The organism is Rhodopirellula maiorica SM1 (assembly GCF_000346295.1).
In the GTDB taxonomy this organism is placed as follows: domain Bacteria; phylum Planctomycetota; class Planctomycetia; order Pirellulales; family Pirellulaceae; genus Novipirellula; species Novipirellula maiorica.
The window spans coordinates 1-22,089 of sequence record NZ_ANOG01000175.1 but is presented as its reverse complement, the minus strand read 5'-3'; the positions used below and the strand labels follow the sequence as shown (position 1 = coordinate 22,089).

Below are 22,089 nucleotides of genomic sequence, written 5' to 3'. Positions count from 1 at the left end.
GGCGAGGTTCGACGTGCCTGCGATTGGCTGAGCATCGGTGACGCTCGGCAATCGTTGCATCGACGGCGGGTCGCCAGCCAGACTGGTTCCTTGTGCGGCAGAGGGCAGCGGCGTGGTTGGCGGCATCGACAGCAATTCGCGATCAAAGCCGACGGCGAGCAGTTCGCCACGAAGCTTTTCGACTTGAGCTGCCATTTGAGGCGATCGGGCCACCGAGGCGACCGAATGCCGGAATAGCTCGACTGCGTTGCGATAGTCTTTACGACTCATCGCGTCGCGAGTCTGAGCAATGAGTTGCTCGGTCGCAGCACTCGGGGTTCCCGAGGCGGCGAGGCTGCTTGGTGACTGTGGGGTCGCACCAGGCGGCATTGGCAGTTGAGCCGATACGGTCGTCGACGACGCCAGTGAGTAAAGAATGCCTAGACTAACCGCATAGGTGAATAAACCTATCGGTTGTCGATGTCCCACGAGAGGACGGCGTGCCATTACGAGGCCATTTGCGTTTAAGAGGCGGTTCAACGCGACTCTCCTTCTTCGCGGTGAGACTTCAATGATACCGGTCGCGTTAAGATTGCCTGCACAACAAAAACGCGTGGTACTTGTACACGTTGCTTTGTTGCCGGTGGTCCCAGCACTCCCGCCTGTGATTCAAACTTCACAGGACTTTTAACACCCCAACATCCTTTTGGCGGATGACCAACGACAACTTTACGTTGCCTTGATAGCAAATCACCTCCTGTGATTTCCGCCAAGAGTCTCTTGGTTTGGGTTGGGAATAGTCACTGCGGAAGTCCGCTGTCAACACCGATAGAGAAAGATTTTGAAAATTGATTTTCGCCTCAGCCAAGCAGGCTGCGGGATCAACAGCCAAGCAGGCTGCGGGATCAATCGGGAGTGTCAAGATAGGGATCTTGGCCGATTTCACGCTGCATTTTCTTGCGTTCTTTTTCGTGATGCATCAGCACCATGCGGTCTCGGAAATGCTTGCGTTCGACCTTCCGCTGCGCTTTTCCGAACAGCTTGGCATAGCTGTCCATCGCGCCTGGTTTGGCGATCCCTTTGGTCTTTAATTTCTCAGCGCGAACCGGGCCGAGTCCTCCTTTGAGGATGTCGTCGTCCAACGACAAGTATTGGCGATACGATCCCTCGTCGCCTTGTCGTCCACAGCGGCCGATCAATTGGCGGTCAATCCGCGCGGCATCATGCAGTTCGGTACAAATCACGTGCATTCCGCCCATCGCTTCGATCGCGTCGGCCAATTTGATGTCGGTACCTCGCCCCGCCATGTTGGTCGCCACAGTGACTTTGCCGCGTTCGCCGGCCGCCGAAACGATCTCGGCTTCCATTTCGACGTTGTTCGCGTTCAGGACTTTGTGTTCGATCCCTAGCTCCTCGAGCAAACGCGAAACGATCATGCTTTTGTCGATTGAACGCGTTCCGATCAGCACCGGGCGTCCTTGGGCATGCACCTCTTGGACCTCTTTGACGACCGCTTCGAATTTTGCTTGCATCGTTCCAAACACACGATCGGACAACCGTTTCCGTTTGGGCGGACGGTTGGTGGGAACGGGGATCACCGGAGTCCGATAGATTCGCCGCAATTCGCGGGCGCTGGTGGCCGCGGTTCCGGTCATTCCGGCCAGATGCGGGTACCGTAGAAACAGGTCCTGGACCGTGATGCGAGCCGCTTGTCCGGTGGGCACGCTGATTTCAATGTTCTCTTTGGCTTCGATTGCTTGATGGATCCCATCACGCCATTTGCGTCCTTCGGCGAGCCGGCCGGTGAACTCGTCGACGATCACGATTTCGTCGATCCCTTTTTCGTTCGGTTTGACGACGTATTGCCGGTTCAGCAGAAACTCGCGATGGACCTTCACCGAGCGTTCGATGTACTCGTACAAATCAACCAGTCCCATCGTGCGAACGAGGTCGCTTTTGGGGAGGGCGCGAACTTTTTGCCGTCCCCGTGCGGTCAATTCGTACTGTTTGGTGTCGTCGTCGATCTCGAAATGTTCGTCCAATTCGAAGCTCGGCGCGTTTTCGGCGGCCCACCGATACGTTTCCACGATTTGGTCGCGAACGGTGTCTTCGATGCTGCCGATGATCAGCGGCGTCCGTGCTTCGTCAATCAAGATACTGTCGGCCTCGTCGACCAAACAGAAATGCATGCCTCGCATCACGATTTGGTCGCCGCTGCCCGAAAAACCGCCGCCACCGTCGCCAAGCATCTCGGTTTGCAAGCGATTTTGGGCTCGCAACAACAGTCGATCTCGCAAGAAATCGAAGCCAAATTCCTTGGCTGTTCCGTAGGTGATCGCACAACCATACGATTCGCGGCGAGATTTCTGGTCGTCTTGCGTTTGGATGATTCCGACGGACACGCCGAGCAGTTCGAACAGCGGCCGCATCCACTCGGCGTCACGTTTGGCCAAGTAATCATTGACCGTGGCGAGATGGGCTCCTTTTCCCGTCAACGAATGCAGGTACAGCGGCAGCGATGCGGTCAACGTTTTGCCTTCTCCGGTCTGCATTTCGGCGATACAGCCTTCGAACAGCGAGATGCCGCCGATGATTTGCACGTCGTAATGCCGCATCGACAACGCACGCCGTCCCGCTTCGCGAACCAGGGCATAACCTTCGGGCAACAACACGGAAAGCTTTTCGCCCGCCATCGCTCGATACCGCAGTGCAAGCGATCGTTTTCGCAGCGAGAGGTCGTCTTCGGCTTGCAAAATCGGCTCAAGTGCATTGATCTGAGCCAATTTGCGACGCCACCGCATCATGCGGGGGCTAAGCCCTTGTTTTGAGTAGGGTGAGAGGGCTTTGTGAGTGCCGCCGATGTGGCGTGCACTGGTGGCAGGTTTACGCTCGGGTTCGGGGGCCGGATGCGGTGGCGCCGCGTCGGACAATTCCCCCTGCAGCGGTTCCCCTTGCGGCGGTGAATCGCCTTGTAGCGGCGGGTGGGGTTCGCTGAGCGAAACGTCCATCGATTGCGGCGTCGATGCGACTGGGTTGTGGTGCGTGATTTCCCCGTGTCCTGGGTTGTCGTGGGATCCTGGGGTGTTGTGGGATCCTGGGGTGTTGTGGGATGTAGCGTCGTTGGTTGCCGGATCCGCTGCGGATGCCGCGTGGGTCTGCTTGCTGTCCATTTCTTGATCCGTTTGTCTGCCGTCCATTTCATCCCCTTGGCCGCGGCCGACGCCGTCCAACTCGTCGACCTTTTCGCCTGTCAAAAACGCCACTTGTGAATCTTGTTGGGTCGCGGACCCTGAAATTGGCAGCTCCGATCCAGAATTACGAGCCGACATAGCGATTCTTTGCGAGTTTTTTTTGGTTTCCGAAGTGATGTAATTGCCTGTTCACGACGCTGAATCGCGTGAAACATTCATTCTAACGGGTAATCCAGCGATGTTAGCGAAACTTTGCACGCTTTATTCACCAAGCTGGGTAGTTTGAGTTGACTTTTCGCAGTGTTCCTGTCGATCTGCATATAGCGGTGAAACGAGTCGATTGTCTTATACCAGTCAATCAGTGTTCCCGGACTGTTACGAGATTTCCTATGAAAACGAATTTGAGAGGCTTGGCCCTAACAGCATTGTTGCTGTCTGCCTCAAACGTGAGCTTTGCTCAACAGGGTGCTTCGAGTGTTGGTGATCTTCCAGGCTACGACGAAGACGCCTATTTTGCCGACGAAAGCACTTACCAACAACAGGTGAGTGAAGTCGCTCCGGCATCGCATGCGAATGGTTACGAATCATCGCAAGCCTACGAGACTGCGCAAGCTTACGAAGAGGACTCGGCACATTACGAAGCCCAGCCCTCCTATGAGTCGCAGCCCGCCTACGTGGCTCCCATTGCCAACGATCTGCAACCGGTGGCATTCTTGGATGGGCATCGTTTGAAGAATCGTCGTAGCTCGATGGGCTATCAAGCTGCTTGTGACGGCGGTTGCGGTGGCAGCTGTGGCCAAGCCGGTTGTGGCATGGGTTACAGCGGCGGATGTGATGCCGGTTGCGGCGGCAGCTGTGGTGGCGACTGTGGCCGCCGCGGTGCTCTTCACCGTCTAGGGCTCGGATCGATGTTCGGTTGCGAAAGCGACACCTGGGCACAAACCGAAGTCTTGTTGTGGTTCACGCAAGACCGCGACATGCCCGCATTGATTACCACTGCGGCACCGGGTGAGGCTCCCTTCGGTGATGGCGCGACGACCGTCTTTGGCAATGACATCAACGGCGAATTGTCGGGCGGTACCCGCAGTGACTTTGGTAAATACTTCACCAAAAACGTCGGCCTCGGCGGTCGGTTTTGGATTTTGGCTGAAAACCAAGATTCGTACTACGGCGAAGGTGATGGCAGCAATCAATCGATTGGACGTCCTTACTTTAACACCAATACCGGCGGCATGGACGCATTGCTAGTCGCTGCAGACAACTTCAACGGTGCGAACTTCACTGGTTCGATCGCTGCGGAAAGCTCGCTCGATTTGCTCGGTGCCGAAGGTTACGCTCGCATCAATCTGGGCGGCAGCCGCACTAGCAAGGTGGAATTGATCGGCGGTTACACCCACTTCCGCATCGACGACACTTTGCGAATGAGCAGCGCTAGCTTGAACCGTGACACTGGCAACCTGACCAATTTCAACGACTTGTTCGAAATGGAAAACCGTTTCAACGGTGGTCAAGTTGGCTTCGAAATGAAGGTCAGTCGTGGTCGTTGGACCGCCCGTTCGCTGACCAAGGTTCACTTGGGTAACATGAACCAAACCGCCACCATTGCGGGTTCGTCCCAGTTCGGTCCGATCGGCAGCAACCCAGCCGTGCTTCCTGGTGGTGCTCTGGCTTTGGACAACCAAGGCACGTACGAGCGAGACGTGTTCGCCTTCATCCCCGAAGCGAACTTTAAGCTTGCTTACCAGTTCCGCCCCAACGTGGCACTTAGCGTCGGCTACTCGTTCCTGTACTTCGACAATGTGGCCTTGGCTGGCGACGTCGTCGATCCGATCTTTGACGGAACGACCAACGCCACAGGTGGTCCATTCGGTGGACGAGCGTTCGAGTTTGATGATTCGAGCCTCTGGGTTCAAGGCATCGACCTAGGTGTGGTCATCAACCTCTAAGTTGAATTGAATATTGACCCAGCGGCTCCGACTCTTCGTTTTAGTCCGGAACACCGCGTCGGAGTTCGCTAGAAGCGTCAAATTTGGGGTGCGAGGGATTTTTCCTTCGCACCCCTTTTTTCGTTGATTGACGCTTTTCGCCATCTGTTCTGCTCGGCACAATGAGATGCATGAATAATGAAACACCAATTGTGCTTGGTCTGTGGCCCATCGCCGGCGTCACCACGGTGGGCGTCACCCGCAGCGACGCGGAAGCCACCATTGCTGCGGCGATCGACTTGGGCGTGACCGCGTTTGATACCGCATACAGCTACGGCTATGACGGCGAGAGCGATGCGATCCTGCAGCCGTTTTTGGCCAAAGATCGCGACCGTTTCAAAGTGATCGGAAAAGTGGGCCAGCGATGGTCCCACGATCGGCAACGTATCATTGATGGGTCAGCCGAATCGCTTACGGCCGATGCCGAAGAATCACTGCGTCGACTGGGAATTGATTACTTTGACGTGCTGATGTTGCATTCGCCTGATCCCAATGTGGCAATCGAAACGTCGGCCACTGCGATCGCCGAACTCAAGCGACGAGGACTCTGTAAACGCACCGGAGTCAGCAATGTGACGCCGACGCAACGAGCCCAATTTGCAGCGGTCGTTCGCTGTGATGCGATCGAGTGCCCGCTGAATCTGTTGCAGCGAGATTCACTCGATCAATTGATCCCCGAAGCGAGTCACGATGGTGGCGACGTCTACGTGTTTTGGACGCTGATGAAAGGTTTGTTGGCGGGCAAGATCAAACGCGACCACGTGTTCGCCGAAGGCGATAGCCGGCCGAATTACCCGATTTTTCAAGGGCAGGCTCGTGAACGAACGCACCAGATCTTGGATCAAATGCAGCAGCTCGGCGAACGTGTGAACCGTACCGTGGCCCAGTTGTCGATTGGCTGGGCCGTCTCGCAGCCCGGCGTCACCGCCGCACTGGTCGGTGCACGACGGCCTGAACAAATACGCGAAACCTGTACCGCCACACGGTTGCCAACAGAGATTGTCGCGGAGATCGACCGGATCGTCGCGTCGACTGATTCTTCCGGGATTTAGGGCCGATTCCTAGGCAGCCAGACAGAAGTCTATCCGTCCATTAACCGTTTTGCCGCTAGCAGCCTATTGATTCAGTCGTACGACGGACTTCCTAGTCCGTCGAATACATCGACTAACTGTAGCGAAAATCGCAGAGACTTTCGGTCACGCGAGTAAAACCGAAACGCTCTGCGAGTTTCGCTACAAAAAAATGCTTCACAGCGTTGGCACAAACGGGGCCAACGGAATTTAACCCAAAGATCTCTCGACGAGCGTCTTGTCCGTGGGACGAAAAACGCTAATCCACGAACGCGAACTCGTTACTCATCATCAACACTTGCGCCAATTGCTCGAGTCGATCGAGCGGTCGTGATGTATTGCGTCCACCGGGGCCGCTGAAGTCTTCAGCGGAATCCGTTTGATAGGATTGCCCGCTTTCGGTCACCAACTCGATCGTGGCTCGCCACACGAACGAATCAAAGCTGTCGGAGTCACCACGGTTGATGACGAGATCAATGGTTTCTCCCTTTTCGATGCGGGACTTCAGTGGTCCAAATGCCCGCTTTTCGCCGTGACGAACGTCGCTCAACACTCGCTCATTCCCACACCAAACGATGGCCTGAACTCCGTCGCCTCGTTTTTCGCGATGTTCGATCGTTCCCGTGATGGTAACTTCGCCCGCCACCGGTGCAGTCCATCGCCGCACGACGCCGCCATCTGCGCCTCGCATCGCATGACCTCCGCCGTTGGTCAACGACGCGTAGCCAAACGAATGATCCTCCGGGAACTTGTCTTTGGCTTGCCAACGTTTGTCTTTGAACACCGCAAACGGTTGGAATTCGGTCACCCGGCGGTCCGAATCGAGTTTCGCCGTGCCGTAGCTCCAATGCTCGCTCGCGACAATTAACGGCGTCGGGGCTTGTTGTAAGAATGCGATAAATTGTCGTTGTTCATCTTCGCTCGGTTCTCGCGACAACACACGACGCACCAGAGCTCGGGTTTGCGCCAACTCAATCGCGGGCTCGCTCACTTGCGCGTCGCGACGTCCGACGGACTGGCGGACTTCTTTCGCGATCCGCCGGGCTAATTCCTGAGTTTGAGTTCCGTTTAGCAAGTACAGCGATTGCTGTGGCACCGTGGTGAAGTAGCGAAGGGGCGAGTGTGCATCAGGGCTAGCAAAGTCAAACGTGCGAAAGACCGCAGGTAGATTCTGGCGATCGATCATCGCGTAGATCGTACGCCGAGGGACGGGCGTCGGTCCGGTGATCTGGACCGGCTCGCCACCAATCGTGTGCTGTAACGATCCCGAGACTGCCAAGAATGAATCTCGCAGCGATTCAAAATCACGGCGTCGACGATTGCCGCGGGCTAACAATTCATTATCGGGATCCAATTCGCGATTTCGCTCGGTGGAAGCAACCGATTGGCGATAGATACGCGAAAGGACGATGCGGCGGACCAATTTCTTGACACTTTGATGGCGTGAAAAATCGACTGCCAACTCTTCGAGCACCTCGGCAACCGCGGGCGGCTGCGTTCGCACTCCAAAATCGCTGGTGGATTCGACCAACGGCTTGCCGATCAGATGCCCCCAGATTCGATTGACAAAAACTCGCCAGGTCAGCGGATTATCGGCCGCAGCAATCTCGTTGGCTAATTCCCAGCGACCGCTGCCATCGCGAAATGGTTTGGCATCGGCGTCCCGCAGCGCCGTGAAATACTGTCGCGGCGCGATTTCGCCTTGGTTCCCCGGTTGGCCGCGGACGAGTATTCGATGGTCGTGCGGCTTTTCGATATCCGACATCATCAACGGGCTTTTACCGTCTTCGTGATGTTTACTGCTGTTCAGAATGCCAAACATCGCGTAATAATCGGCGGTCGGGATCGGGTCGAACTTGTGGTCGTGGCAACGAGCACAGCTGACTGTCAAACCAAGTAACCCGCGAGTGATCACGTCGATGCGATCATCACGCGTGTCGCGAGGATTTAAATAGCGGCGTCCGACGGTCAAGAAACCCATCGCGTCGAGATTGCCCGCTTCGTTTTCAGGGTCGGTGCGGTCGCCGACCAATTGATGCAAAATCATTTCGCCATAAGGCATGTCCGAGCCAAACGCATGAATCGTCCAATCGCGGTAACGATCGCTGCCTTTTAATCGGCGTTCTTTTCCACCGAGCGCGTAGCCCACGGTGTCGGCATAGCGAGCGACGTCCAACCAATGCCGCGAAAATCGCTCGGCATATTCGGGTGACGCCAACAGCGAATCGACCAGCCGCACGTACGCATCCGGACGTTTCGAAGCCGCAAACTGCTCAATCGCGGATTCGCTGGGCGGCAAGCCCGTTAAATCAAAATAGACGCGGCGGATCAGGGTTTCCCGCGGTGCGGGTTCTGCGATGGTCACGCCGCGTTCGGTCGCTCGCTGATTGGCAAAGTCGTCGATCACGTCGTGGGATCGTGGATCATGATGATGGGGTGGACCAGGTGACACCGGAGCGACAAACGCCCAATGCGATTTGGGGTCGATGTCCATCGGCGATACCGACGACTTGAGATCCGCATCCTGTTTGATCACGCGAGGGTCTGGGGCGCCCATTGCAATCCAGCTGCGAAGATTTGCAATGGCGTCGTCATCTAGCTTGCCCGCCGGAGGCATTTGCATCTCGTCATCGGAATACTCGACCGCACGAAGCAACAGGCTTTTGGAGAGGTCGGTGTCCGAGATCGCGGCACCACGAATTCCACCACGTCTCAGCCCGGCACGCGAATCGACATACAATTCGCCTTCGCCGGTGTCGGCTTCATGCGAATGACACTCGTAGCAGTGTTCAATCAGCAGCGGACGGATCTTTGACTCGAAAAACGTCACCGCTTCGCTGCTGAGTTTCGGGGCGTCGGCGGTCGGCGGCTGTCCAGCGGCGAGCGGTGGGCATGACATCACCAGAAGTATCGCGACTCGCATCAGGCCTATCGACATTGGGCCTATAGAGATTGAGTAGGATGAACGACTTGGTGCCGAGCGATAGAAATGGCGTGCGATCAACATCGAACGTGATGCCTGTGGGCGTATGCGAAAGGTGGGGGAACGTCGTTGATCCATTCGCGATCCTCGACGCAGTTTCTCAGCGAATAAACGCCTCTTTTTGACTCCCGGGAATCTCTTCGCGAGCGAGAAGATCTCAGTGAGTGCCGTGAGAGGTGAGCTTTGGGGTGAGAAACTCGCTTGGGGGTGGGAAGCCATCATTATAGTCGCGGACAAACCGCGTGACGATGGCGGAAACCAGCAACCGACCGACTCACTCGAAAACGGCAAAGCACAGCCATTTCGCAAAATACGGGAATCCAGCGGCTATTTTTGATAAGCATTCTTCGGCGCAGATGACCCCGCCGGGAACGCCTAATCGACTGCTCGGGCGTATTGGACCGGCAAGATGTCGCTGGACACCTCCGCGCCGAGCGTCTCAGCGGCGTGGTAGGGCCAATACGGATCACGCAACATTTCGCGGCCTAACATTACCATGTCGACTTGGTTTTGTTGCAGTGCATCTTCGGCTTGTTGCGGTTCGGTGATCGACCAACTGGTCGTGGTCGCAATGTCGGCTTCTTTGCGGATTCGACCAGCAATCGGAAGCATGAACCCAGGCCCCCAGGGAATGTGGTCGATATTGGGCGTCACAAAACCATGGCTAACATCGATCAGGTCCAAGCCCGCAGATTTCAATTTACGAATCAGTTCGATCGAATCGTCGATCGTGACGCCTCCATCGGCCCAGTCGGTTACCGACAAACGAGCGGTCAACGGTAACCGTTCGGGCCACACCTGACGCACCGCCGCAAACGTTTCCATCATAAATCGGATGCGGTTTTCGAAGTCACCGCCATAGGAATCTGTCCGTTTGTTGGACAGCGGCGAATAGAACTCGTGCGCCAAGTAGCCGTGGGCAAAGTGGATTTCCAAAAAGTTAAATCCCGCTGCCAATGCTCGTTCGGCCGCACGCACGAAATCGCCTTTGACCCGTTCGATGTCGTCAAGTGTCATCGCTTTGGGCTGTTTGGACAGTTTGTCACCAAAGGCGATCGGTGAGGGCGCGATCGTATCCCAGCCTCCTTTGTCATTGGCAAGATGCGTGTCGCCTTGCCATGGCTTGCTTGCACTCGCTTTGCGACCGGCGTGCGCCAATTGAATGCCCGCCACCGACCCGTGTTCTTTCAGAAACCGTGTAATCTTGGCAAACGGCTCAACGTGATCATCGGTATAAATCCCGCTGTCGCTGGGGCTAATCCGGCCCTCGGGCGATACCGCAGTGGCTTCGACCACGACCAAGCCCGCCCCGCCGATGGCTCGTGAACCAAGATGGACAAGATGCCAATCATTTGGATAGCCATCGTCCGACGAGTATTGGCACATCGGTGACACGGCAATGCGGTTTCGCAGCGTGACATCTTTGAGCGTCAGTTTTTCGTAAAGCTTTGTCATAACAGCAGACGTTACTGTGTAAAGGTCGAGGCAGTGTAAAGGTCAAGGCAGCGTAAAGGTCAAGGAAATCATTGGACGCACGCGCCAGCCCACTGCCATCTACTTTGGCACTAAACGGGTGGCGTTTGTAGCGGTGCGGCGCAAGCCGCCCGGTCTAAACCGAACGTTTCACTCCCCTCAACCGGACGGGCCCCGCGACCAATGCCATCTACTTTGGCAACCACCTGGAGATGCTCAAGTAGTGTGATTCGCCAGAATTCCCCTCTTTGCTGTTGAAACACCAGGAACTCTGGCGAGTCCCACTACGAATGTAGATGGCATTGGGCTCGCGCCATTCCGCTATATCAAACAGCTAGTTGGCGTGAAGTTAAAGGCATCGGGCAGCGCGGGACGACGGAACGCATGCTGTATCGATTGTGCAGCGCTGTCAATCCGATTGGCGGGTGTGTTGGCGAGGGATCGTTCCCTCATGTGGGGGTGGTTTGGCCTTTCCGCAGGCGAAAAATCGGCCGGACACGGAGACCGTGCACCCGCTAAAACTCGCTTGATACGGTTTTCGAGAGAGTTCATGACACTTTTTCCACACTGCATTGTTTCTGCAATCGCTACGACTAACGTGTGTTTTACGGGGCCATGACTGAATTTGATGCGAGCGACTTCATAGCGGCTTCATCGTTCGTTAGCGTAGACGTGCGGTGGCGAGACGAGTTTTGTCTGCCCCGTTTTCTGGCTTTTCACGGCTCATGGTTCGGCCTGAAGCCTCGATGCACTGATTCCCACTCCTCACGCGACGGATGCCGATGACCCCCGAAGACTCTTACGACGTTCCTGTGCAAACAGATGTCGATGCGGCGGAAGTTTCTGCGACGGATTCCCAAGAACATGATTCCAATGGGACCGAAACGTATGAAAACCAAGCCAGTTATGAAACCGAAACCAAGCTCGAGACGGGCACCAAGGTAGAAACCGAAACTTACGAAGACGTCGATTCAAGCGACGACGACGTCACCCCGACTGCGTCGGCTGACGATGCCGAAGTCTTGGTCAGCGAGGCGAGTGAATCGGATGTCGACCAACAAGACATCGTCGAAGCCAAGCAGGCATGGGACGAAGACGATCCACGTTTGGCCGAATTGGCTCAGCCGTTTGTGGGCCAGTGGAACCAATTGATCAGCACCACGAACTGGGAAAAGGGCGAAATCGTCCACCAATGGCGTTTGGCACTGATCGAATCGGGGGCACCGTCGACTGAATACTCGGACGAAGCATGGGCGCGTCGTGTTGGCGGTGTGACCGCACCGCACGTCGGACGTTTGCGCCGCGTCTTTGATCGGTTTGGATCGACTCGCGCAACCTACGACAAACTGTACTGGAGCCATTTCTTGGCGGCGCTCGATTGGGACGACGCCCCGCTCTGGCTCGAAGGTGCGGTGCAGGAATCTTGGAGCGTTTCCCAAATGCGGGAAAAACGCTGGGAAGCTACCGGAGCGGTCGAGTCGCAACGACCCACCAACAGCCAAATTGTCGAAGTCGACACCGACGAAGACGTGGTGTTGCCCGCACAAGGCGGTGGGCGTACCAAAGATTTTGATGAAGAGAGCAGTGGTGAAGTTGCCACCGGACCACGCCCCGAAGGCCCCGATTTTGGTGAAGAGGAAGAGTTCTCGGCGGTAGACGCGTCCAAAGCAAATCCGCCGATGGCCGAAGCCGAAGCGAAATCAGAGTCCGCGGTCGAGACGCCTTCGACGAGTCAACCGTTTGCCGGGCTGCCCGAGCTTCCGGATGATTTGGCCGATGCCATTGAATCATTGAAGCTCGCCGTGCTGCGGCACAAATCGGCGAAATGGGAACAAACCGATGCCGAAACGATCGAACGCTACCTCGTTGCGATTGGCATTTTGCTGAAATCATAAACAAGCGGCTCACGGTAGCCCGGGCAGCGTTGGGGCTGGCCGGGCTATTTTTTTGCCACCAGTTTTCGCTGCTTTTCGTTTGTCGCGACTCGGCATATCGTCGTCGCTAACTTTCACATTCTCTCTTTAACCGAGGCCGTTTCATCGATGCGAATCTATTCCCTTGTTAACGAATTGCTATTCCAAGCTGGTTCGGCGGATATCCAAGACGGGGTTGTTGGTGAACCCATCCGCGGAGCAGCGTCGGGTGAAACCGGAACATGTACGGTTGGCAATCGCCGTTTGGCAATCGTGTTGTGCTTGGTCACGACGCTCGTCGGTTTTGCGATTGGCGGTTGTAGTGACGATTCGGCAGCCAAAGAGATTCTGCTGAAACGAGGTTGTTTGAGCGAGTTGGCATCGCAATATCGCGACTTCCAAACCGAGCACGGAAAGTCGCCCGAAGATGTCACCGAGTTCGCTGCGTTTATCAAAGCGAGCATGACACCCGAGCAAGATCCCGCGACGACGCCATCCGCAGACGGTCCGACTGACATTACCACGGAAGCGTATCGGCGGCTTACCGAAGGCGACATGATGATGTTGTATGACGCGGTGTTGTTTACCGATCCTGCGGTCGATCCCACCGCCATCCTCGGCTTCGAAGCCGCCGTTGCGGGCTCGGGTGGCTATGTGGTGGCCGTCAACGGCGATGCGACTCATCTGTCCGCCCGCACGTTTGCACAACACGCAAAGGTCGCGACGGTCGAAAAAGCACCGTCGAATTGAACGCGGGCCAATCGAGTACAGGGCGGTGTTTTTTAGCGGTGCGGCGCGAGCCGCCCGGTCGAAATCGAACGTGTTCCCCGCTGCAACCGGACGGCTTGCGCCCAATGCCAACTACTTTCGTAGTGGGACTCGCCAGAGTTCCTGGTATTTCAACAGCAAAGATGGGAATTCTGGCGAATCCCACTACTTGAGCATCTCCAGTGGTTGCCAAAGTAGATAGCATTGGGCTCGCGCCGTACCGCTACCAAAGTAGATGGACACGGGGCCTTAGACGCGTGCTTTCGGTTTTGCCATATTGAAGATCACCGCGATCATCGTGATTTGAAGTACCGCGATCATCAGTGGCGGAATCCCACTAACACGGCCAAGCACCGTGTTGAACCATTTCGGTTCGCGTGACTCTTGCATCGCGATCAATTCACTAATTGAATGCGATTGGCCCTGCCCGCTGGTTTGCGGCCATGACGATGTATGTTCCCAGCCACGATTGGTCCGGCGCCAACCGGTCGGCGGGATCGGGTTCGGTTGCCGACTCTCCGGCGATGTCAACTTGGATGTCACATCCGACGTCGTAGCCACCGCAGTGGTCGCCGTGGCGGGTGGCATCGCAAACCAGTGGTGGGGACCGTCGTGAGCCCATCGTAACGCGATCACAAACACCACGATCAAGATGACACACTTGGCATTGATCCACAAACAATGCTTCAGCAGTCGGACGTCGTTCTTGTTGAATTCAAGGTTGCTCATAGGGAAGAAAGCAACGTTGCACAAAGCGAACCAATCCTCCGTCAAAAACGTCGGCTTGTTAACGTAAGTCGTTTTGTGTAAACGAGTTGTGTTCGTGCGAGGCGTGTGGAGTGCAATGGGGCGGCCGGTGGTTTCTCAGCAACGCAGGATGCCCAAACGCAACGCAGGTTGCCTTGGGAAATCACGGGTGCGGTCATGAATGGCAAACCGATGCGAGCCGAGACAATGCGGCAGAGACGATTTACGCTTGACCGCTGCGGCGGATGTCAACGCGATGCGTTGGAGTCGCGGCTCGTAACGAATGTAACGGTTTTTCGTCCTACGCATTGGTTGCTTGGTTGTAGCCCGATAAAAACGTTGCCCTCCGGCGTTTCTTGGCCTAGGTTTCAGAGGCAAATCTTGCTGTTTGCTGCTCGCAGAAAATTACCCGACGAAAATATTCCTAGGTCCAAAGCCCACAAAAAAATCATGTCGACCGTCATCAATACCACCGCTCTCGAAGATGTCTTTCACTCGGACGTATTGCCTGCGTTGCCGCACAGCGCAATTGCGTTGCTGCAGTTGTCGCAGCGAGATGACGTGGGGCCGCCCGAGTTTGCCAAGCCGATCGAGGCCGATCCAGGGCTGATGGGCCAAGTTCTGAAGTTCGTGAATTCGTCCTACTTTGGTTTCAGTCGCGAGATCATGAGCGTGCAACAAGCGTTGACACTCGTGGGAACGCGTGCGATCACTAACTTTGCACTTTGGAATGCCGTTTTCAGTGTGATTCCAAATCCCAAATTTGGTCCATTTGACTTGAAATCGCTTTGGCAGGATTCACTGCGACGTGCGATCTTGGCACGCAAACTGGGACGTACGCTGAAAGTCGATAACGCCGAAGACCTATTCGCCGGTGCCCTGCTGCAAGACATGGCGATTCCGTTGTTGTTAAAGGAATTGCCTGAACAATACCAATCGCTCGTCGAGCGACGTGCGGCCGAGAGTCGACGTTTGAGCGGACTCGAGCAAGAGATGTTTGGCTGGGACCATGCCGATGCCGCCGCATTGTTAGCGAATCGATGGAGTCTGCCTACGGATTTTGTAACCCTCATCGCGCAGCACACTCAGCTCGAATCGCTGCTGGCTGAAGGCGAATCGGCTCGCGGCGGAGCCTGTGTTGCCTTGGCATCGCTGCTGCCATCATGCAGTGACGAAGATTGGAACGAGAAGGCGGAGTTTGTTGCTGGCTACGAGCGATTGACCCAAGGCGATCAAGCAAGCCTGGCAGATTTGTTTATCGATGTCGATGAGAACACCGCGTCGTTCGCTCCGCTGTTGAAGCTGCCAACTCCCAAACGAACGCTATCCGGCTATTTGGCCGAATAAGCGGTCAATCCTGCGGAAGCGATGTAGGCCGGATCAAGTCGCGATAGCGACGCAGATCCGGCAGCTGCGAGCGTGAGGGTGAATTCGCTCGAACCGTCCTGCCGGAACTCCGCTTCGCTTCGTTCCGGCCTACCGCAATGTTCTACGCCTGCGGCGGTGACGCAATTCGTTTACTTGCGGTCCACCATGAACGTGCCATTGTCGGCGACGTCAAACAACGGGCGACTGTAACGGCCTGCTCCGCGTGGACCGCCTGGACGGTAAACCAATCCGATGGCGATGTTCCATGATTCTTCTTGGTGCCCGCCGCTGTTGGTACCTTCGTTTGGAATCAAGTAGGTTGCCCCGGTCGACAATGCCAACTTTTGGCGAAGCGGCAGTGTCATCGTGGTTCCGATAATGCCGTCATCATGATTGGTCCATCCGGCGAATGCGTCCCACGATCCTGCATTGTTCAGCAAGCGGCGGTAGAAGAATCGGTATTGGTCCGTGGGTTCGAAGTCGAGGCTGGAAATCACAGTGGCTCCCGATGCGTTGCGGACCAATGTCGAGGAGCTGTCGTCGCCAAGACCGGCCATGAACTGGAATCCGTAGACGTGACAACCGTTTTCTTTCCAGCTCAATTCACCACGTAATTGCGTCAAATCAGCTTGGTAATACCAGTCGTCGTTCATGTAGTCGACCACCAATCCGTATTGCAAGCCATAGTCAACGCGTCGGAAAAATCCGCCCGTGACAAACACTTGGTGACGTCGGTCGCTGGTGAATTCGGCGCCCGACAAATTGTTCTGTGTCGCTCGCACACCGAGTTGCAACGACATGTCCCAACCAAACAATGGTTTCAGCGAACGACCTTCGTTGAAGCCTTCGTAGAAACCAAAACTTCCCGATCCAACGCGGCTATTGCCGTTGCTGCCATCGGTGTTGGCAAAACTCATCGGCCCCTTAAATCCTTGGACACCGGCGAAAAAGTCGAAGCGATGCCAATTGACTCGCAACAGCGGCAAGAACAAGGGATACGTTTGCACGCCACAGCACGAATCGCACCCGCCGCCTCCGCAGCTGTCGCAATAGTCGCCGCCGATCGATTCGAGTCCACAGCTTGCGTCGTGATAACCGATCGATTCCATCCCGCACACCGGTTCGCCATGGCAGCTAGGGCAAGCTTCCACACCACAACCGGGATCACCATATTCGGCGCCACATCCGACTTCGAAGCCGCAGCCGGGCTCAAAACCACAACCGGGTTCGACCCCACAGCTGACTTCGCCACCACAGTCGCAAACGGGACCGCAGTTCGTACAGCCGGCACCGTAGAACCCGACTTGGCGAACTTGATCGTCCACCAACGGTTCGGACGGCATCTCGTCAATCACGTTGCCGCGGGCCGCTTGAGATACCAACGATCGTCGCTTCGGCGCTGCCGATCGCTTGGGTTGCCACATCACCCGCGTCTGTTCCATCGAGGGACCAGCCGTGGACGTGCGAAGCTGATTCTCGGCTCCGGAGACCTGCGAAAGAAAACCAAAATCGTTTGCAACCCAAAACGCAAACGCGACCGCGATAATCGCAGTTAACAATGTTTTCGGGGTTGCTAGCAAAGACCGTGAGATCGGTGACGTTTTCATAACAGCTACTTTTGAGAAAAGTCGTGCGAAGACGGACGTTCTGGTAAATGCAAGCAATCGACGTAACGTGATTGCGAGAGCACTCACCGGGACTCCAGTTTTCTTCATCGGCACGGCATGACCGCCACAATGAGAAAACTTTCTCTAACCGGTATCTTTTCTCTGATCCGTAACTGCTAGGCAGGAGGCTTTCGGCAAATTAGCCGCTTTGGCGCGAGCGGCCTGCTGATTTAGTGAGCCGCTCGCGCGTCAGCGGCCGGGTCCCACGCATTACCCGGTGCCTTACGGCCCTCGGCTCACCAATGCGATTTGCATTTCGACTAAATCAATCGCCTGCTAGCCACGGTTCCAACATTTAACCGGGGCTATCGCCCGAGCGGCTAACGGGATTTCGGCCAACGATTCTTACCTGCCTACCAGTCGGCGAGGGGGCCTCGAGAGTTCCCCGTGGCATATTGATGTTGTTGGTCGCAGAAGGCGTCGGTCATACCCGCCAGATACTCACCGACGATCTTTTCGAGCGGATGGTCTTGCTGGCGTTGACGGAATCGCAGCGGCAGCCGATTCGGGTCCTTGACCAGTATGTTGAACAGCTCGCTCAGCCGTTTTGCCGCCGAATCACGCACCGGAATCAAACGAGGGTGGCGGTACACGGCGTTAAACAGAAATGCTTCCAATTCGCGACGTTCGCTGCGGAGCGTTGGGCCGTGATGCAACCGGACTCCTGAGTCACAGATGTCGTCGTGGTGATGCCCCTCGTATTGTCGCAGCATTTCGCTCGACACCTCCAGCAGTTCGCTGACCTGCAGATCGATTAGTTCGTGGACCAGCGATTGACGCAATTGATGGATGGGCATGAAGCCTCGTTTATCGCGAATCAAATCGAGGGCTCGCCGCACGATCGCAAGCTCCGCGAGTTCGTCGATCGATAGCAATCCCATTTGCAACGCGTCGTCGACGTCATGAGCGTCATAAGCGATCGAGTCGGCTGCATCGACCAATTGCACTTCCAGCAGTGGGGCTCGTCCCACGGCCGCCTCGGCCTTGTGAGCACGCACGTCTTGTCCGGCCAAGGTTTCTCGCGACAAATTCAGTCCTGTGAATTCCACGTACCGTTGTTCGAGTTCGCTGACGATGACCAAGGCAAATTCGTTATGTGAAAAACCACCGACCGATGCCATGTGTTCGCTTAGCACATCTTCGCCGCAATGACCAAACGGTGGATGCCCGATGTCGTGCATCAGCGCCAGTGCCTCGGTCAAATCCTCGTTCAACCGCAGCACGCGAGCCATCGTGCGGGCAACCGATGCGACCTCGAACGTGTGAGTCAGCCGAGTGCGGTGATAGATCCCCATTTCGCCGGTAAAAACCTGCATCTTGCCACTCAAGCGTCGAAACGCACTGCTGTGCAAAATTCGATCGCGATCGCGAGCATAGGGGCCACGATAGGGATGCGTGGGCTCGGGATGCAGCCGCCCCTCGGTATCAGCGCTGTGCATCGCATAGCTTGCCAATAACAGATGTTCGCTTTGGTCGTACAGCCTAAGCCCGTTCACGGGATGTCTCCGTTCCAATTCGCCCAATGCGGAGATCCGCTGCAACATTGCTCGGATCGATTCTATAGGTGCGTCGTCCAACCGCGAAACGTCGGGGGCAAACTGCGAAACTGCGGGGGATTGTACCATGGGCTAGACCGATTCCAATAATGTCAAACAAGTTCGTAAAATTCTGCGGCGTAATCTGCACTGCGTACCTGATTTTTCCGGTGGGTCGAGTCTTGGGGAGCCGAATCTTAGTCGCCTGAGGCGTGATCGACCACTCGACAAATATCTTTAGGTTATCCTGCAGTACGTTGGGGGCGGATCCGGTATTTCGCTCTAAAAAAACAGTAAACCTCGGTCTTCGCATGCTCATGAAATGGTTTCTCGCACTCAATCTGTTGGCTCTTGGGTTGTGCACTCACTCGCTCGACGCTCAGCAGACCGATGCAATTCCGTCCGACTCGATTACAGATCTGCAGATCATCGATTGTCACACTCATTTCTATGACCCGTCGCGTCCGCAGGGTGTGCCGTGGCCAAACAAGAATTCGTCGCTGTACCGAACCGTTTTGCCGCAACATTTGCGTGCCTTGAAGACCGAGCGGCCGATCGATGGGACAGTGATCGTCGAAGCAAGCGAGTGGATCGAAGACAACGCTTGGCTATTGGAACTCGCCAAAGACGATCCGTTCATCGTCGGCATTGTGGGACGTTTGGACCCGAGGGCTGCCGATTTTGAAGAGCAAGTTGAGCGATTTGCCGCCAATCCATTATTCCGCGGGATTCGGATTTCCGCCAAGCTGCTCGATCAGATGTTGCAAAACGAGACCTCTGGCAAATTGGCGGTGCTGGCAAAGCATGATCTGTCGCTTGATGTGAACGGGGGACTCGATTCGCTTGCGGCGATTTCCCAATTAGCCGGCGAAATGCCCGAGTTGCGAATCGTGATCAACCACGTGGCCAACGTCGCGATCACTGCGGATGCCCCTCCGAGCGGCTGGGTTGACGGTATCAAAGATGCTGCTCAGTATCCCAATGTGTATTGCAAGATTTCGGGGCTGGTCGAAGGAGCGGCGCGTGGCGGGCAACCGGTCCCCAGCGATCTGTCGTTCTACCGGCCATACATTGATGTCGTTTGGAATGCGTTTGGTGAGGAACGTGTGATCTACGGCAGCAATTGGCCGGTTAGTGAGCGAGCAGCGGATTACGCGGTCTTGCAAAAGATTGTGATGCAGTACGCGATGCAAAAAGGCGAAACTGCCACACGGAACTTTTTTGCCGGAAATGCTAAACGGGCCTACAAGTGGATTGAGCGTCGTCCTTGAAAACAAAACCTACTACACGAAAACGCTCGGCACGCCGGTCCAAGCGGTCGCCTAAAACTTCGTCAAAATCCAAACGGACGGTATCGCATGATGCCATTTGGATTCGGGGAGCGCGCGAACACAATCTGCAAAACATTGACGTCGAGATTCCTCATAACGCGTTGACCGTGATCACCGGAGTGTCGGGCAGCGGCAAGAGCTCGCTGGCCTTTGACACGTTGTTCGCTGAGGGCCAACGTCAATACATCGACAGCTTGTCGGCCTACGCGAGACAGTTTTTGGACCAGATCCCTCGACCCGATGTGGAGTCGATCGCGGGGTTGGCGCCGACGTTGGCGATCGATCAGAAACCCGGGTCGACTAACGGACGTAGCACGGTCGCCACGATCAGCGAGATCTATGATTATCTGCGTTTGTTGTACGCCCGGGTCGGGGTACCGCATTGTGCCCACTGCAACTCGGCTATCGCTAAACAGTCGCCCGATGCGATTGTCGATTCGCTTGCCGCGCTCGCCGCGGGAACCAAATTGGTCGTCATGTCGCCGATGGTCCGCGGCCGCCGAGGGGCGCACCGTGAAGTATTTGAATCGATCCAGCAAGCCGGACTGGTCCGGGCACGTGTCGATGGCGAAACGTATCTGCTCGAAGAGGTGCCGGAGTTGGCACCTCGAAAAAATCATACGATCGAAGCGATCATCGACCGGCTGGTGATTCGCGACCCCGCCGATACGCGGCTTCGTGATAGCGTGCTATTGGCACTGCGTTTGGGTGGCGGATTGGCTTCGTCGTTGATCCAAGACGATGCCGGTGATTGGCATGAATCGATCTACAGCACCGCAATGGCCTGTGTCGAGTGTGGTGCCAGTTTCGAAGAGATTGAACCGCGAACCTTTAGTTTCAATAGCCCCTATGGTGCTTGTCGAACCTGTGACGGGCTCGGTCGTGTCGCCGTCGATGATCACACCGAAGAGTGCCCTGATTGTCACGGCGGTCGGCTGCGAAAAGAAGCCTTGAGCGTTACGATCGCGGGTCAGGCGATCCATCAAGTCTGCGGAATGCCGCTCGCTGAGGCAGCCGATTGGTTTTCCGGAATCGACAAGACGTTCTCGCCCTTGCATGCCGCGGTTGCAGCACCGATCACGACCGAAGTCAGCAAGCGGCTGGCTTTTCTGCAACGTGTCGGAGTGCCTTATCTGACACTAGATCGATCCGCCGATTCGCTCAGCGGCGGCGAGTTGCAGCGTGTTCGCTTGGCGACCAGCATCGGCAGCGGATTGGTCGGCGTGTGTTACGTCTTGGACGAACCGTCGATCGGTTTGCACCCGGCAGATCACGATCAATTAATTCGCTGTATCACCGATTTGCGTGATCAAGGCAACACCGTTGTGGTGGTCGAACATGACGAAGCGACGATGCGGTCGGCCGATGTTTTGATCGACATGGGCGAAGGTGCTGGTCAACTTGGTGGCAAAATCATTAGTCGCGGGACGCCCGCCGACGTCGAAGCGGATCCCAAGAGTTTAACGGGCCAGTATCTCTCGAACGCGAGAAGCGTTCCTGTGCCTGAGGAGCGACGCCATCCGGTCGAAGGCCAATGGCTGATGCTACGCGACGTGCAAACGCATAACCTTAAAAACGTGACGGTGAAATTCCCTGTTGGCTTGTTCATCGGTGTTAGCGGAGTCTCGGGCAGCGGCAAAAGTTCGCTGGTCAATGACACGCTGGCTCCCGCGGTGGCCGATTTCCTGGGGCTGAAATCCGAGACGCCGGGACCGCACGCGGGGATCAGCGGCGTTGAGTATCTCGATAAAATGATCGCGATTGATCAGTCGCCCATCGGACGCAGTCCCCGCAGTTGCCCGGCGACCTATTCGAGCGTCTTGGACGAAGTGCGTAAAGTATTTGCTGCGACACGAGAAGCGAAGACTCGCGGGTTCAACTCCAGTCGCTTCAGTTTTAACTCCGCCGCAGGTCGCTGCGAACTGTGCAAAGGTCTCGGTGTCGAACGCATTGAGATGAATTTCCTCAGCGACTTGTTTGTCACTTGCACGCGGTGTGGTGGTAAACGGTTCAACCGGCAAACCTTGCAAGTGCGTTTCAAAGGAGCCTCGGTTGCCGATGTGTTAGCGATGAGTATCG

General features: G+C 56.0%; 15 protein-coding genes. 8 read left to right on the top strand and 7 right to left on the bottom strand.

Annotated features, from left to right (window positions below):
* Together RMSM_RS05360 and RMSM_RS05355 are read right to left on the bottom strand one after the other, a co-directional pair.
* On the bottom strand, nucleotides 1-486 hold a 486-nt coding region (locus tag RMSM_RS05360), incomplete at its 3' end, for a hypothetical protein (protein ID WP_040764220.1).
* Nucleotides 487-884: 398 nt separating this feature from the next.
* Complete coding sequence (locus tag RMSM_RS05355; RefSeq protein WP_008692668.1) at nucleotides 885-3,242, bottom strand: preprotein translocase subunit SecA; 2,358 nt, start codon at nucleotides 3,240-3,242, stop codon at nucleotides 885-887.
* A gap of 317 nt (nucleotides 3,243-3,559) precedes the next feature.
* Here RMSM_RS05355 and RMSM_RS05350 point away from each other — a divergent pair, with 317 nt between their 5' ends.
* Both RMSM_RS05350 and RMSM_RS05345 read left to right on the top strand, forming a co-directional pair.
* The gene (locus tag RMSM_RS05350; RefSeq protein ID WP_081614027.1) at nucleotides 3,560-5,116 is read left to right on the top strand and encodes a BBP7 family outer membrane beta-barrel protein; all 1,557 of its coding nucleotides are present in this window, start codon (nucleotides 3,560-3,562) and stop codon (nucleotides 5,114-5,116) included.
* 170 nt (nucleotides 5,117-5,286) lie between these two features.
* On the top strand, nucleotides 5,287-6,207 hold the full coding sequence (locus RMSM_RS05345) for an aldo/keto reductase (protein WP_008692665.1): 921 nt from the start codon (nucleotides 5,287-5,289) through the stop codon (nucleotides 6,205-6,207).
* A 277-nt stretch (nucleotides 6,208-6,484) separates the two neighbouring features.
* Here the strand turns inward: RMSM_RS05345 and RMSM_RS05340 are convergent, their stop codons facing one another.
* Nucleotides 6,485-9,148: a PSD1 and planctomycete cytochrome C domain-containing protein gene (locus RMSM_RS05340; protein WP_008692661.1), complete on the bottom strand. Its 2,664-nt coding sequence runs from the start codon at nucleotides 9,146-9,148 to the stop codon at nucleotides 6,485-6,487.
* A 220-nt stretch (nucleotides 9,149-9,368) separates the two neighbouring features.
* On the opposite strand from RMSM_RS05340, the gene RMSM_RS40690 reads away from it, so the two are divergent.
* Nucleotides 9,369-9,545 carry a hypothetical protein gene (locus tag RMSM_RS40690; RefSeq protein WP_160168233.1) on the top strand — a complete coding sequence of 59 codons (177 nt, stop codon included), beginning with the start codon at nucleotides 9,369-9,371 and terminating at the stop codon, nucleotides 9,543-9,545.
* A 38-nt stretch (nucleotides 9,546-9,583) separates the two neighbouring features.
* Here the strand turns inward: RMSM_RS40690 and RMSM_RS05330 are convergent, their stop codons facing one another.
* Entirely contained in the window at nucleotides 9,584-10,663 is a 1,080-nt protein-coding gene (locus RMSM_RS05330; RefSeq protein ID WP_008692657.1) for an NADH:flavin oxidoreductase/NADH oxidase, read from the bottom strand.
* 800 nt (nucleotides 10,664-11,463) lie between these two features.
* On the opposite strand from RMSM_RS05330, the gene RMSM_RS05325 reads away from it, so the two are divergent.
* Both RMSM_RS05325 and RMSM_RS05320 read left to right on the top strand, forming a co-directional pair.
* Nucleotides 11,464-12,576, top strand: coding sequence for a hypothetical protein (locus RMSM_RS05325; protein WP_052031499.1), 1,113 nt, complete (start codon nucleotides 11,464-11,466; stop codon nucleotides 12,574-12,576).
* A 147-nt stretch (nucleotides 12,577-12,723) separates the two neighbouring features.
* Nucleotides 12,724-13,344 carry a hypothetical protein gene (locus RMSM_RS05320; protein ID WP_008692655.1) on the top strand — a complete coding sequence of 207 codons (621 nt, stop codon included), beginning with the start codon at nucleotides 12,724-12,726 and terminating at the stop codon, nucleotides 13,342-13,344.
* A gap of 267 nt (nucleotides 13,345-13,611) precedes the next feature.
* Here RMSM_RS05320 and RMSM_RS05315 read toward each other — a convergent pair whose 3' ends face one another.
* Complete coding sequence (locus RMSM_RS05315) at nucleotides 13,612-14,091, bottom strand: hypothetical protein (RefSeq protein ID WP_008692653.1); 480 nt, start codon at nucleotides 14,089-14,091, stop codon at nucleotides 13,612-13,614.
* 468 nt (nucleotides 14,092-14,559) lie between these two features.
* Here RMSM_RS05315 and RMSM_RS05310 point away from each other — a divergent pair, with 468 nt between their 5' ends.
* Nucleotides 14,560-15,456 (top strand): HDOD domain-containing protein, encoded by an 897-nt coding sequence (locus RMSM_RS05310; RefSeq protein ID WP_040764218.1) that lies wholly within the window; start codon nucleotides 14,560-14,562, stop codon nucleotides 15,454-15,456.
* Between the two features lie 170 nt (nucleotides 15,457-15,626).
* Here RMSM_RS05310 and RMSM_RS41975 read toward each other — a convergent pair whose 3' ends face one another.
* Entirely contained in the window at nucleotides 15,627-17,036 is a 1,410-nt protein-coding gene (locus tag RMSM_RS41975; protein ID WP_040764225.1) for a DUF6666 family protein, read from the bottom strand.
* A 461-nt stretch (nucleotides 17,037-17,497) separates the two neighbouring features.
* Nucleotides 17,498-18,640, bottom strand: coding sequence for a dGTP triphosphohydrolase (gene dgt / locus RMSM_RS05300; protein ID WP_040764224.1), 1,143 nt, complete (start codon nucleotides 18,638-18,640; stop codon nucleotides 17,498-17,500).
* Between the two features lie 356 nt (nucleotides 18,641-18,996).
* Between dgt and RMSM_RS05295 the strand changes: the two genes are divergently transcribed.
* Entirely contained in the window at nucleotides 18,997-19,950 is a 954-nt protein-coding gene (locus RMSM_RS05295; protein ID WP_008692644.1) for an amidohydrolase family protein, read from the top strand.
* Nucleotides 19,947-22,089, top strand: a 2,143-nt coding sequence (locus RMSM_RS05290; protein WP_052031497.1) for an excinuclease ABC subunit UvrA, incomplete at its 3' end; no start/stop codon positions are given. The genes RMSM_RS05295 and RMSM_RS05290, both read left to right, overlap by 4 nt.